This window comes from Flavobacterium sp. GNP008 (assembly GCF_056428965.1).
The window spans coordinates 82,707-95,356 of the sequence record NZ_JBWJVL010000003.1 but is presented as its reverse complement, the minus strand read 5'-3'; the positions used below and the strand labels follow the sequence as shown (position 1 = coordinate 95,356).

The window sequence follows — 12,650 nt, the reverse complement described above, 5'->3', positions numbered from 1 at the left end:
GCTGGCTCATAAAAAAAAATTAAGACGAGAACTTGTAACGAATAGCTGGAATAGGCACATTATAATATTTATTCCTGAAAAAAGGGTGTAACAAATGAAACATTTATTAAATTTGTTCGTCTTATCTTTTACAGTGTGCAAAAATAGGGTATTTTAAAATATGTCGAAAGTAAAATATTATTACGATTCCGAAAATCTAGCCTATAGAAAAATAAAAACTCGAAAAAGAATAAAATTCGGTGTTATTCTATTGTTTTTATTGGCTTCAGCATTGTTTGGTTTCTTAAGTTTTATTATTTTATTAAATACTCCGTATTTTGAAACTCCAAAAGACCGTTTTCAGGCACGCGAAATTGAAAATTTGAGATTAAATTATGCTATCCTGAACAAACGGATGGATCAGGCAAACAATGTTATTGAGGCAATTGAAGACAGGGACAATAATTTATACCGGGTTTATTTTAACAAATCCGCTATTGCGGATACGATTCGAAAAGCAGGATATCCCGAAACAAATAGGTACAAAATATTACAAGGGTATGACAATTCACAATTGGTGATGAATACCACAAAAAGAATCGACATTTTAAGAAAAGAACTAGCGATTCAATCAAAATCGTTAGATGTGATTTTGAAATTAGCAGAGGCCAAAAGTGATTTGTTATCAGCTATTCCTGCCATTCAACCCGTTCGTAACGAAAATTTAAAACGATTAGCCTCTGGTTTTGGATATAGAACTGATCCCTTTACCAAGGTACGAAAAATGCATGAGGGCATGGATTTCTCAGCAAATACAGGAACACCAATTTATGCCACGGGCGATGGAGTTGTAACAAAAGCTGACAATAGCGCCTCTGGATATGGCAATCATATCGTCATTCGGCACGGATTTGGATACGAAACCTTGTATGCACACTTAAATAAGTACAATACCCGCAAAGGAAAACGTGTAAAACGGGGAGATATAATAGGATATGTAGGCAATACCGGAAGATCCGAAGGACCGCATTTACATTATGAAGTGCACAAAGACTCCCGCGTAGTAAATCCTCTTAATTTTTATTATGGAAATATTTCAGCAGTGGAATATGTTGCTATCGCACAATTGGCTAACCAAGAAAATCAATCATTAGACTAATGCACATTCAATTATCCGCAGACAAAAGATATTACAGCATTGGCGAAGTCGCTAAAGCCTTTGACGTGAATGCATCGCTGATTCGTTTTTGGGATAATGAATTTGATATTCTGAAACCAAAAAAGAATGCCAAAGGGAACCGAATGTTTACACCGGAAGATGTTACTAATTTACAATTGATTTATCATTTGGTCAAAGAAAGAGGTTTTACGCTGGAAGGCGCAAAAACACATTTGAAAGAAGGAAAAAAGAAGACCTTGGACAAATTTGAAATTATTAGAAAATTAGAAACAATACGAACCCAATTAACAAATATTAAAAACGAATTGTAATACACTCTGATTACAAATAAATTGAATATTTCAAACAATTAAATATTAAACATTAAATCAAATTAACATGAAAAGATTTTTGCCTTGGATTATCGTAGCAGTTGTTATTATTGTAATTTACAGCTGGGTTAAAGGAATTAATAATACCGCAGTGACTTTAAACCAAAATGTAGAACAATCTTGGGGTGATGTGCAAACTGCGTATCAAAGAAGAAATGATCTTATTGGAAATTTAGTAAATACTGTAAAAGGAGCCGCTGATTTTGAAAAAAGCACCTTAACCGCTGTAATTGAAGCACGTGCCAAAGCAACTTCAGTACGAGTTGATCCAGCCAATATTACTCCAGAACAATTAGCTGAATTCAACAAAGCACAAAGTGGGGTAAGCAGTTCATTATCTAGATTATTAGTGACAGTTGAAGCATATCCTGAATTGAAAGCGAATCAGAATTTTTTAAAATTACAAGATGAATTGGCCAGTACAGAAAACCAGATATTAACCGCCAGAACACGTTTTAACGAAGCGGTTAAACCTTATAATTCCCATATCAAAACATTCCCAAATAGTTTGTTTGCAGGAATATTCGGTTTCAAAGAAAAAGCATATTTCAATGCAGTAGAAGGTGCAGATAAACCAGTCGAAGTAAAATTTTAATTTAAAAAAATGTCAAAAGCAGCAGATTTTTTAACCAAAGAAGACGAACAAGAAATTGTTGAAGCTATTCGCATGGCTGAAAAAAATACTTCTGGCGAGATTAGAGTTCATATAGAAAAAACTACTTCCATGGATGCGTATGATCGCGCCATGGAAGTTTTTCATGAACTGAAAATGGATGAAACCGAGCTTCAAAATGGTGTTTTAATTTACTTGGCTGTAGAAGACCGGCATTTTGTAATTTGTGGTGACAAAGGCATTAACGATGTTGTTCAAGATGATTTTTGGAATTGTACCCGAGATATTATGGTGGCAGAGTTCAAAAAAGGAGATTTCAAACAAGGACTTGTTGATGGAATTGCCAGAGCAGGTGAACAATTACAAAAATATTTCCCTTGGCAACAAGGCGACACAAATGAATTATCAAACGAAATATCAAAAGGATAATGCTATTACAAAAAAAGAATACCCTAATTTCTCTAAGATTGTTTGTTTGTTTTTTAATTTCTCAAATCACATTTGCACAATTTACGATTCCTGAAAAACCACCTTTACAAACTGCTGTTTACGATTATGCTAATGTGTTGAATGCAACAGAAAAGGCACAATTAGAACAAAAACTGATACAGTATTCTGATTCTACTACTACCCAAATTGTGATAGTAACCATAGAAACTCTTAAAGGAGAAGATATTGGTATTCTTACACCAAAATGGGCCCAAACATGGGGAATTGGAGGAACTGCAAAAGAGGACAATGGCGTTCTTATTTTATTGGCCAAAGCAGAAAAAAAAATATGGATCTCACCCGGATATGGACTGGAAGATCGATTGACTGCGGGTATTGGTGGAGAAATCAGCCGAAACATTATTATTCCCGAATTTAAAGCGGGAAGTTATTACAATGGCCTTGACAAAGGCACCGATGCTTTGATTGATGTTTTTAAAGGCAAGTACAAAGGCGTACGGAAACAAACGAAACAAGATAAAGGATTTCCTATTTTACCAATTGTAATCATTGTTATAATTATACTGGTGCTCATTTCAAGAAATAAAGGTGGTGGAAATTCCGGGAATTCTGGCGGAGGTGGTCCAAGTTTACTTGATGTAATCATTTTAAGCAGTCTCGCTGGTGGCAGAGGAGGCGGATTTGGAGGAGGAAGCTCTTCTGGAGGTGGATTTGGTGGTGGCGGTTTCGGTGGTGGATTTGGTGGTGGCGGTTTCTCTGGAGGAGGATCTGGAGGAGATTGGTAGTAAGCAATGATGATTCTCTATATTCTGATTGTACATAGTTGAACAAAGACAACTTCATCTTCAAGGCCCATTTAAATCATTTAAGCCCATTCCTTTTTAAGTACTTTCTGTTTTTTTTTATTTTTAAATATTTGAAACACCAAATTAATTATTATTGTATTACAAAACCTAAATTAATTATACTAAATGCTTTCACAAAAAGCCAAATATGCGCTAAAAGCCCTCTTATATTTAGCGCAACAAGAAGAAACCTATGTTTCTCGAACTATTGAAATTGCCGAGGCGGCCTCTATTCCAAAAAAGTTTTTGGAACAGATTCTGTTGGATTTAAAACGTGGCCATTTCGTAGGCAGTAAACAAGGAAAACTGGGCGGATATTATCTTATAAAATCTAAAAACGACATTACTTTAGCCGATATACACAGACTTTTTGATGGCGCTATTGCTTTACTTCCCTGTGCTTCATTGAATTTTTACGAACGCTGTTCTGATTGTGCAGAAGAATCAGAATGCCTATTAAGACACGGGTTAATTACCATTAGACAAGAAACTTTAAAAGCGATGGAAGGCATAACTATTGCTTCATTAGTCAAAAAATAAAAAATATTTTCAAAACTCTACTAATTTTATAGAATTAATTATATATTTGTTTTTAATTTAATATTACGTTACCAATCCAAATATAAACTTATGAAAACGCTCCAAAGTAAATTTACTTTTTTGACAAGACATGTACGAAAAAATCAACTATTTGTAATTAAAGAAAAGAGTTTTAAAATTATCTGTATGTAATAGTTAAAAAAATTTAATTTTAATTCTACTAAATACATATAATTTATATAATAATGAAAAATATTTATACAAAAACAATTATAACGCTCGTACTATTAATAATATTCACTGCTTCAAAAGCACAAAGTACTATACAAGGAGTTGTTACAAATACAAATAATATCCCTTTACAAGGCGCAAAAATCGTATTAAAAGGAACAAAACATACCACAAGTACAGCCTTAAATGGAACATTTACTATTGAAACCCCCGAAAAATTTCCTTTCTCGTTCACTATAGAAAACACAGGGTACCAGTCTAAAGAAATCAATATTTATGAGCAACCTTCTATGGCCTTACAAATAATTCTTTTGGAGGAGAATCAACTTATTGAAGTAGTCATCACATCAAGACGCAGAATTGAAAAAGCACAAAATGTTCCCATTCCAATTTCTGTTGTGAGTGGCAAGCAGGCCGAAGAAGCTGGTGCATTCAACGTGAATCGTTTGAAAGAATTAATACCTTCTGTTCAGCTGTATTCATCAAATCCAAGAAATACAACTATCAACATTCGTGGACTGGGTTCTACTTTTGGCCTAACTAATGATGGTATCGATCCAGGAGTAGGTTTTTACGTAGATGGAGTGTATTATGCACGTCCTGCAGCAACAACATTAGACTTTATTGATGTAGACAGAATTGAGGTATTACGTGGACCCCAAGGCACATTATACGGGAAAAGTACTACTGCAGGTGCTTTTAACATAACCACGCGTAAGCCGAACTTTATTTCAGGGGCAAACGTGGAGGTGAGCTTTGGAAATTATGGTTTCCTTCAGGCAAAAGCTTCAATAACCGGAGCATTAAGTAAAAAAATTGCTGGACGATTGTCTTTTTCAGGAACGCAACGTGATGGCCTAATAGAAAATGTTGCTACAGGAAAATCAGTAAACGATTTGAATAATCAAGGAGTAAGAGGCCAGTTACTTTATAAGCCAACAGACAATACAGATATTACATTAGCTGCTGATTTTTCGCGTCAACGTCCGGATGGGTATGCTCAAGTTATTGCTGGCGTAGCCCCAATAAAACGTGCTGCTTACCGACAATTCAATCAGATTATTTCTGATTTAAACTATAGCCTTCCAAGTCAGAACCCATTTGACCGTAAGATTGACACGGATACGCCATGGCGTTCAAACCAAGATTTAGGCGGTATATCACTTAATATAGAAACTAAAATTGGAGGAGGAACCCTTACTTCTACCTCAGCTTGGCGCTATTGGAATTGGGATCCCTCCAATGATAGAGATTTTACAGGTCTTCAAGTACTTAAACTATCTCAAGCCACATCAAAACACCAACAATGGTCACAAGAAGTACGTTATACAGGAGATTTCTCCCGAAAATTAAGCGGTTTAATTGGTGTATTTGCTATCGGGCAGCAACTTAAGGCAGATCCTATACAAATTGAAGAAGCTGGATCTGCTCAGTGGCGCTTTTCTCAAGATACACCAAACGATTCCAGTGGCTACTCATTATGGCAGACACCTGGACTTCTAAATGGATACGGAATCAAAACCAAAAATACACTCAACACTTTCAGCGGAGCCATATTTAGTCAATTAAATTGGGAAATTACAGATGGTCTTCATTTATTATCAGGTCTTAGATATAATTATGACCAAAAAAAATTGGACTATAGCAGAGAGACCTACGGAGGTCTTCAAACAAATGACCCAGCTTTACTTGCCTTGAAAAAGAAGGTATATTCTAATCAGGCTTTCAAGGTAGATGTAGATGACACCAACTTTTCCGGGAATTTAACAGTAGCTTATAGAGCCTCTGACCGCATCAATACTTTTGTTACGTATGCGAGAAGTTACAAACCTGTAGGTGTTAACGTAGGTGGGATACCTACCGATGCTACTGGTCCGATACTAGCCCTTGCTGAAATAAAACCCGAAGAAGTAAATCATTTTGAAGCGGGAGTTAAAACTACCCCTTTTAACCGTACTATACTGAATTTCACAGTATATAATACTGATATCAAAAACTTTCAAACATTGGTTCAAAGTCCTGACGTTAGCCTAAACCGTGGTTATCTTGCTAATGCCGAAAAAGTACGTGTACGTGGTGCTGAGCTTGAGACGAGTGTTAGTATCAGCAAACATCTGTCGTTCAACGGGGCAGTATCTTATACTGATGGTAAATATATTTCTTTCCAGAATGCGCCGCTACCATTGGAAGAAACTGGTTTAAAAGATGCAAATAATAATACCATATATGCCAAGGATATTTCAGGTGGTGCCCTACCGGGTATCTCAAAATGGGCAGGATCTTTAGGAAGTGAAATCTCTGATTCGGGTAAATTACTTGGTGCTGCAGGGAAGTACTTCTTTGCTTTAGACACTTATTATCGTTCCGCGTTTTCTTCAAGTGCGTCTCCTTCAAAATATCTAGTAGTTAATTCCTATGCTTTGCTGAATGGTCGTATCGGTTTCCGTGCTTCAGAAGGCTTATCGATTTACATCTGGGGACGGAATTTATTAGATAAAGATTATTTTGAACAATTATTACCTGCAGGTGGTAATGCCGGACAATATGCAGGTGTTTTAGGAGATCAAAGAACCTATGGTATCACCTTGAGATACTCCTTACAATAGTTACAATTCTACTAAATTTTAAATACATAAACACCGCAATTGGTTGTATAACCAAAACGATTTATAAATTTTTGAACTGAAGTTTAAAAATTAGGTCTCGTCTCAAATAAACAAATTTTAATAAATTAATTATCATAGGAGATAAGAATAAATATAATCAATAAATTAAACAGCGTTTACGTAAATTTGCAAAAGAGCGAAATAAATTTATGAAAATTACCAATATCCTTTTCTTATTCTTAATCTGTTGTGTATCTCGAGCTCAAACCGAAAAAAATGTAGATCATCAAAGTATTCTTTGGACACGATATTATAACCAATTGACATTAAATAACAAATGGGCTTTACACACAGAATTTGACAACCGGGTCTTTTTAAAACCAGTAAAGCAAAACTTATATGTAATACGAATTCAAGGACGCTATAAAATAAATGAACATTTTGAAACAGGAATTGGGTTTACGCATTTCTCAGTTGCTACACAAAACCCACAACTTTCCTATGATTTTAATATACCCGAATATAGAGGACAGCAAGATATAACATGGAAACTAAACATTAATAGAGTAACATTCAACCAACGATTTCAAGTAGAAGAACGGTTTATTCATAATACTAATAAGGAATCTTTATTACCCGGCACTACATTTTCTTGGAGATTCAGATACAGACTTCAAGCGGACTACACTTTTTGGAAAAAAGAAAATCAGTATTTAAAAACTATTCTCTCCGATGAAATAATGTTCAATGCCGGAAAAACTATCTTGAATAACACCTTCGATCAAAATAGGGTTTATGGTGCGGTACAATACGGCATTACTAAAAACATTGCTATTGAGCTTGGCTACTTAAATAGTTTTCAAAAACGCAGTAGTGGAGTAGATTATTTCAATCGAGATATTGTTCGAATCAGTATTTTTCATAAAATCAAGTTACAGAAAAAGACAAAAAATACCTAATTACAGTTAGTCTACAAAGTAAACAATAACTTAATTTAAACATTGATTAAGAACACTTTAACCTATTTTTTAAGATTTAGTAAGTACCTTTAATAAAAAGAGTACAGCTATGAAAAATTCAGCAATTAAACTCGTGTGGTTTACCACGATTTATGTTTTTATATTTGCTGGTTTATGCCAAGCCAACCTTACTTTACCAGTTATCATGACCCTATATTGCATTGGAATACCGTTAATTCTCTTAATGGTCTATACCGTATTAAAGGATGATTATAAAACTACAAAAACATTTAAAGATTGGTACGGTGATCATCCAATGAAAACATTAGAGGGTGAGGAAGAAAACCAGAAAACCGGTTCTAATTAAATAGCGATTTTAACCAAAAAAATCCCGATTTCTCGGGATTTTTTTATTTTTCTCTGATATAAATATCGATTGGCACTCCTGAAAAGTCCCAGTTTTCTCTAATTTTATTTTCAAGGTACCGTTTGTAAGGTTCTTTTACATATTGTGGCATATTGGCAAAAAACACAAACTGTGGTGTTGGTGTTGGCAACTGCATGCAATATTTAATTTTCACATACTTCCCTTTTGTCGCTGGTGGCGGATATGCTTCAATTACTTTCAACATAAATTCATTAAATTTTGAAGTCGCAATACGTTGTTGTCTATTCTCGAAAACTTTTACGGTAGCTTCTAATGCCTTTAATAAACGTTGTTTTGTTAAAGCAGAAACAAAAAGAATAGGTACATCTGTAAATGGCATTAATTCTTCTCTGATTTTAGCTTCATAATCCCGAGTTGACATCGTTTCTTTTTCGACCAAATCCCATTTGTTCACTAAAATTACAACTCCCTTACGGTTTTTCTCCGCCAACCAAAATATACTTTGATCTTGCCCTTCAAAACCACGAGTAGCATCAATAATCAGGATACAAATATCAGCATGCTCAATGGCACGAACTGAACGCATTACCGAGTAAAACTCTAGATCTTCCTTCACTTTCGCTTTACGACGGATTCCTGCCGTATCCACTAAGTTAAATTCGAAACCAAAACGGTCAAATTTTGTATCAATAGCATCACGGGTAGTTCCTGCAATATCAGTAACAATATATCTTTCTTTACCAATTAAAGCATTGATGAAGCTTGATTTTCCAGCATTAGGACGCCCTACAACTGCAAAGCGTGGCAATGCAATTTCTTCCTGAGTTGGCTCTGGTTTAATAGGAAAAGCATCAATCAATGCATCCAATAAATCCCCAGTTCCGCTTCCAGAAATACTGGCAAACGTATAATATTCTCCTAAACCAAGATTGTAAAACTCAATCGCATCTTTCTCACGCATCGCATTGTCCACCTTATTTACTGCAAGTAAAACCGGCTTCGTAACTTTACGCAACAATCTCGCAACAGCATCATCCATTGGGGTAATACCTTCTTCCACATCAACTACAAAAATGATAACATCCGCCTCATCAATAGCAAGTTCTACCTGTTTACGAATTTCGCCTTCAAAAACGTCATCCGATCCGCGCACGTATCCGCCGGTATCAATTACAGAAAATTCCTTTCCGTTCCATTCGCTTTTTCCATAGTTTCTGTCACGGGTCACTCCCGAAACTGAATCTACAATCGCTTCTCTTCTTTGGATTAATCGATTAAAAAGTGTCGATTTCCCTACGTTTGGCCTTCCTACAATGGCAACAATGTTATTCATAATCCTATTTTCAAATATTTTGCAAAGGTATGCTTTTTGTTTATGCTTTCAACTTTAAAGTTTTAGGAGCTTTTTCCCGCTATCTGCTGTATCTTTTTCTATTAAAAAACCAGAAAAAGGATGTCGATCCTATCCGGGCTAGGGTATTTGCGGATCAAATCGCATTTATTTTCATTCGATTAAAGGACTAATCGAATAACTAAATCAATACTTATTGATTATAACCAAAACGCTTCAACATATTTGCGTTGCTTCTCCAGTTTTTATTCACTTTCACCACCAACTCAATATGAATTTGTTTTCCAAAAAACTTCTCTAAATCAACCCGGGATTCCATTCCTACTTTCTTCAAAGCGGCACCTTTATGACCTATAATAATTCCTTTTTGGGTTTCACGCTCCACCATAATCAAAGAACGGATTCTAATGATGTTTTCATCCTCAAAAAACTCTTCTGTAACAATTTCTACTGCATATGGAATTTCTTTGCTGTAATTGAGCAATATTTTTTCCCGGATGGTTTCATTTACAAAAAACCGTTCCGGTTTATCCGTCAATTGATCTTTTGGGTAATACGCAGGAGATTCTGGTAATAAGGAAATAATTCTGCCAAAAACTTCTGGCACATTAAAATTCTGTAAGGCCGAAATTGGGAAAATTTCTGCATTAGGAACTTTAGCAGTCCAGAAAGCCACTTGTTCTTCCAGTTGGGCCTGATTTGAATTGTCAATTTTATTCAACAATAATAAAACAGGGATTTTGGCATGGATAATTTTATTAAAAAACGCTTCGTCTTTCAATTCTTGTTCTCCAATTTCAACCATATAAATCAGAACATCAGCATCTTCAAAAGCAGACTTAACGAAATTCATCATTGATTCCTGCATTTCGTAGGCAGGTTTGATGATTCCAGGTGTATCGGATAAGATCATTTGAAAATCTTCCCCGTTTACAATCCCAAGAATTCTATGACGTGTTGTTTGTGCTTTCGATGTGATTATTGATAATCTTTCTCCAACAAAGGCATTCATCAATGTTGATTTCCCAACATTTGGATTTCCTATGATGTTTACAAAACCTGCTTTATGTGACATTTCTATTATAATTTATTTTGCAAAGGTAGACATATCAAGTCAATAGACGAAATAAAACATTTTTTAAAATTTTCGTTGGAAATACTAAAATTCGTTGTACATTTGCACCCGAAACAACGCGGGATAGAGCAGTAGGCAGCTCGTCGGGCTCATAACCCGAAGGTCACAGGTTCGAGTCCTGTTCCCGCTACTAAGAATTTTATTGAAATTACAAACGCACATCGCGGGATAGAGCAGTAGGCAGCTCGTCGGGCTCATAACCCGAAGGTCACAGGTTCGAGTCCTGTTCCCGCTACTGAGAAAAACCCATCAAAATTTTGATGGGTTTTTTCATTTTACATACCTCCCTCAACTCCTACAAACACTGAGATTAGCTCAAAAATACCATTCACTTTTTTGGTTAGATATTCCCTATTTTCTGCCCTAATGGACAAATCTTTTGGAAACACTAAATTTTGGATTCTTATTTTGTTCTCGACATCTCCTCTGCCCCATCAATCACTGATGTTTTGAGCTTTTTCAATCCCTTTTTCGATGTATTTGGGTGGTTAGATAATTTTTTTCATTCATTTCCTTTTGCTCTTCAATTGCCTTAAATTCGACCCCAAATTGCAGTACATACTTGTTGTATTTTTGATCACCGAAATTTGGGTTGTCAAAATAGCGTTTATCCAAATTCTCTATTTTCATTTCCAAATCTTTTTCCTTTGAAATCAAACACTTCATTTCACTCTTACCCTCAGTTTTCATGGTATCAAAGAGCTTATTTAACTGCAATTTAAAAGGTTCGATATATCGAGTGTTAAGTGTATAATTTGCTGCTAAATTCTCAAAAGAGTCATTCAAACATTCTGCTTTTGACTTTTGGTTAGTCGAAGCATCCATTTTAAATGTAAACTTTAAAAGCAAATCTAATTAAGTTACTAATCTCAAAGTAAGAGAAATAAAAAGCTTAAAACAGGTAGAAAGCACTCACAACTCTTTATTAAATTATAGTATAGAGAAGAAAAATCCTTACCTATTGAAGCTTCTTGAATTTTAAGTTTTATACGCATAAAATAGTACAAAGATGTAAATTTAATAGACACAAAAAAACCTGTAGAACAAATCATACAGGTTTTTTAACCAACTAAGTTTATTATAATAAAATATTCAAAACCAACTAAATTTTATTTATTAAAGTACTTGTTTATTTGTTTTTTAATTAATCTTCTGAAACTAATGCTGAATTTCTATCACTTGTTAAATCCAATAATACGGTAACTCCTTGAGCATTTAACATTGTCATGTTTAAAGTATCTAATACAGCTAAATCTTTAGATACTAAACCATTAAATCTATTGTAAGAAATATTCATCTCTTTAAGATTGTCTAATTTTTCCAATTCCATTGGAATCTGACCGTCCATTTTATTATCAAACAAACTAAGATTCTCTAAAGATGTCATATTTTCTACGTCTCTACTTAATTCTCCTTCAAGTTTATTACTATTAAGAAGCAACACCTTTATTGTTTTTATTTCATAAAGCGAAGTTGGAATTTGACCTACAATCTCATTATTAAATAAGGATAATATTTCTAATTGCTTCAAGGCTCCGATTTGTAATGGTAATTCTCCAGTAAGTGTATTCATGTACAATTCCAAATTTTTCAAATTACTCATTTCGCAAACCGAAGAAGGTATTGTTCCAGATAATTTATTAAATGAAAGATTCAACACTTTCATTTCTTTTAGTTTTCCAATAGATGATGGAATCATACCTGATAATTGATTCTTGTGTAAATCTAATTCTTGAAGACTTAACAATCCAACAATCTCTTCTGGAATTTCGCCCACTAAATTATTATTGACTAAATGTATAGAAACTACTTTTTCATTCTGTAATTCAACTCCGTACCAAGTAGACACTGGTGATGATAAATCCCATTTTACATTCCATTGACTCCCATTTGTAGATTCATATAATTTAATCAAAGCATCTTTCTCTGACTGAGATACACTAGCAAACATCGAAATGGATGATATAATAATTAAAAATAGGGTAGATAAATTTTTCATAAG

13 protein-coding genes and 2 tRNA genes are annotated in these 12,650 nt (G+C 34.5%); 11 read left to right on the top strand and 4 right to left on the bottom strand.

Features of this window, described 5'->3' with window-relative positions; translation table 11 throughout:
• The first annotated feature begins 160 nt into the window (after window positions 1–160).
• From AC0608_RS09865 to AC0608_RS09825, 9 genes are all read left to right on the top strand, one after another.
• Complete coding sequence (locus tag AC0608_RS09865) at window positions 161–1,138, top strand: M23 family metallopeptidase (RefSeq protein WP_478288950.1); 978 nt, start codon at window positions 161–163, stop codon at window positions 1,136–1,138.
• Window positions 1,138–1,470: a MerR family transcriptional regulator gene (locus AC0608_RS09860; protein WP_417958483.1), complete on the top strand. Its 333-nt coding sequence runs from the start codon at window positions 1,138–1,140 to the stop codon at window positions 1,468–1,470. The genes AC0608_RS09865 and AC0608_RS09860 overlap by 1 nt, the downstream gene beginning before the upstream one ends.
• 67 nt (window positions 1,471–1,537) lie before the next feature.
• Window positions 1,538–2,125: a LemA family protein gene (locus AC0608_RS09855; RefSeq protein WP_417958484.1), complete on the top strand. Its 588-nt coding sequence runs from the start codon at window positions 1,538–1,540 to the stop codon at window positions 2,123–2,125.
• A gap of 9 nt (window positions 2,126–2,134) precedes the next feature.
• Window positions 2,135–2,572, top strand: coding sequence for a TPM domain-containing protein (locus tag AC0608_RS09850; RefSeq protein WP_417958485.1), 438 nt, complete (start codon window positions 2,135–2,137; stop codon window positions 2,570–2,572).
• Complete coding sequence (locus tag AC0608_RS09845) at window positions 2,572–3,378, top strand: TPM domain-containing protein (RefSeq protein ID WP_478288949.1); 807 nt, start codon at window positions 2,572–2,574, stop codon at window positions 3,376–3,378. The genes AC0608_RS09850 and AC0608_RS09845 overlap by 1 nt, the downstream gene beginning before the upstream one ends.
• 186 nt (window positions 3,379–3,564) lie before the next feature.
• On the top strand, window positions 3,565–3,978 hold the full coding sequence (locus tag AC0608_RS09840; protein WP_478288948.1) for an RrF2 family transcriptional regulator: 414 nt from the start codon (window positions 3,565–3,567) through the stop codon (window positions 3,976–3,978).
• Between the two features lie 245 nt (window positions 3,979–4,223).
• Entirely contained in the window at window positions 4,224–6,815 is a 2,592-nt protein-coding gene (locus AC0608_RS09835; RefSeq protein WP_478288947.1) for a TonB-dependent receptor, read from the top strand.
• Window positions 6,816–7,024: 209 nt separating this feature from the next.
• Window positions 7,025–7,774 carry a DUF2490 domain-containing protein gene (locus AC0608_RS09830; protein WP_478288946.1) on the top strand — a complete coding sequence of 250 codons (750 nt, stop codon included), beginning with the start codon at window positions 7,025–7,027 and terminating at the stop codon, window positions 7,772–7,774.
• A 109-nt stretch (window positions 7,775–7,883) separates the two neighbouring features.
• Window positions 7,884–8,141 (top strand): hypothetical protein, encoded by a 258-nt coding sequence (locus tag AC0608_RS09825; RefSeq protein WP_478288945.1) that lies wholly within the window; start codon window positions 7,884–7,886, stop codon window positions 8,139–8,141.
• Between the two features lie 43 nt (window positions 8,142–8,184).
• Here the strand turns inward: AC0608_RS09825 and der are convergent, their stop codons facing one another.
• Window positions 8,185–9,495 carry a ribosome biogenesis GTPase Der gene (gene der / locus AC0608_RS09820; protein ID WP_417958491.1) on the bottom strand — a complete coding sequence of 437 codons (1,311 nt, stop codon included), beginning with the start codon at window positions 9,493–9,495 and terminating at the stop codon, window positions 8,185–8,187.
• A 211-nt stretch (window positions 9,496–9,706) separates the two neighbouring features.
• Complete coding sequence (era, locus tag AC0608_RS09815) at window positions 9,707–10,588, bottom strand: GTPase Era (protein WP_417958492.1); 882 nt, start codon at window positions 10,586–10,588, stop codon at window positions 9,707–9,709.
• Window positions 10,589–10,705: 117 nt separating this feature from the next.
• On the opposite strand from era, the gene AC0608_RS09810 reads away from it, so the two are divergent.
• Both AC0608_RS09810 and AC0608_RS09805 read left to right on the top strand, forming a co-directional pair.
• Window positions 10,706–10,778, top strand: a tRNA-Met gene (locus AC0608_RS09810).
• Window positions 10,779–10,810: 32 nt separating this feature from the next.
• Window positions 10,811–10,883, top strand: a tRNA-Met gene (locus tag AC0608_RS09805).
• A 224-nt stretch (window positions 10,884–11,107) separates the two neighbouring features.
• On the opposite strand, the gene AC0608_RS09800 is transcribed toward AC0608_RS09805, so the two are convergent.
• A complete protein-coding gene (locus tag AC0608_RS09800; RefSeq protein ID WP_478288944.1) occupies window positions 11,108–11,434 on the bottom strand; it encodes a hypothetical protein in 327 nt (108 codons plus the stop codon).
• A gap of 358 nt (window positions 11,435–11,792) precedes the next feature.
• The gene (locus AC0608_RS09795) at window positions 11,793–12,647 is read right to left on the bottom strand and encodes a leucine-rich repeat domain-containing protein (RefSeq protein WP_478288943.1); all 855 of its coding nucleotides are present in this window, start codon (window positions 12,645–12,647) and stop codon (window positions 11,793–11,795) included.
• Window positions 12,648–12,650: the final 3 nt, after the last annotated feature.

Excerpts from the sequence above, each read along its gene's own strand:
- AC0608_RS09865 (WP_478288950.1), top strand. The coding sequence starts at position 161 with ATGTCGAAAGTAAAATATTATTACGATTCCGAAAATCTAGCCTATAGA.
- AC0608_RS09845 (WP_478288949.1), top strand. The coding sequence starts at position 2,572 with ATGCTATTACAAAAAAAGAATACCCTAATTTCTCTAAGATTGTTTGTT.
- AC0608_RS09830 (WP_478288946.1), top strand. The coding sequence starts at position 7,025 with ATGAAAATTACCAATATCCTTTTCTTATTCTTAATCTGTTGTGTATCT.
- der (WP_417958491.1), bottom strand. The coding sequence starts at position 9,495 with ATGAATAACATTGTTGCCATTGTAGGAAGGCCAAACGTAGGGAAATCG.
- AC0608_RS09795 (WP_478288943.1), bottom strand. The coding sequence starts at position 12,647 with ATGAAAAATTTATCTACCCTATTTTTAATTATTATATCATCCATTTCG.
- AC0608_RS09825 (WP_478288945.1), top strand. The coding sequence starts at position 7,884 with ATGAAAAATTCAGCAATTAAACTCGTGTGGTTTACCACGATTTATGTT.
- AC0608_RS09835 (WP_478288947.1), top strand. The coding sequence starts at position 4,224 with ATGAAAAATATTTATACAAAAACAATTATAACGCTCGTACTATTAATA.
- era (WP_417958492.1), bottom strand. The coding sequence starts at position 10,588 with ATGTCACATAAAGCAGGTTTTGTAAACATCATAGGAAATCCAAATGTT.
- AC0608_RS09860 (WP_417958483.1), top strand. The coding sequence starts at position 1,138 with ATGCACATTCAATTATCCGCAGACAAAAGATATTACAGCATTGGCGAA.
- AC0608_RS09850 (WP_417958485.1), top strand. The coding sequence starts at position 2,135 with ATGTCAAAAGCAGCAGATTTTTTAACCAAAGAAGACGAACAAGAAATT.
- AC0608_RS09855 (WP_417958484.1), top strand. The coding sequence starts at position 1,538 with ATGAAAAGATTTTTGCCTTGGATTATCGTAGCAGTTGTTATTATTGTA.
- AC0608_RS09840 (WP_478288948.1), top strand. The coding sequence starts at position 3,565 with ATGCTTTCACAAAAAGCCAAATATGCGCTAAAAGCCCTCTTATATTTA.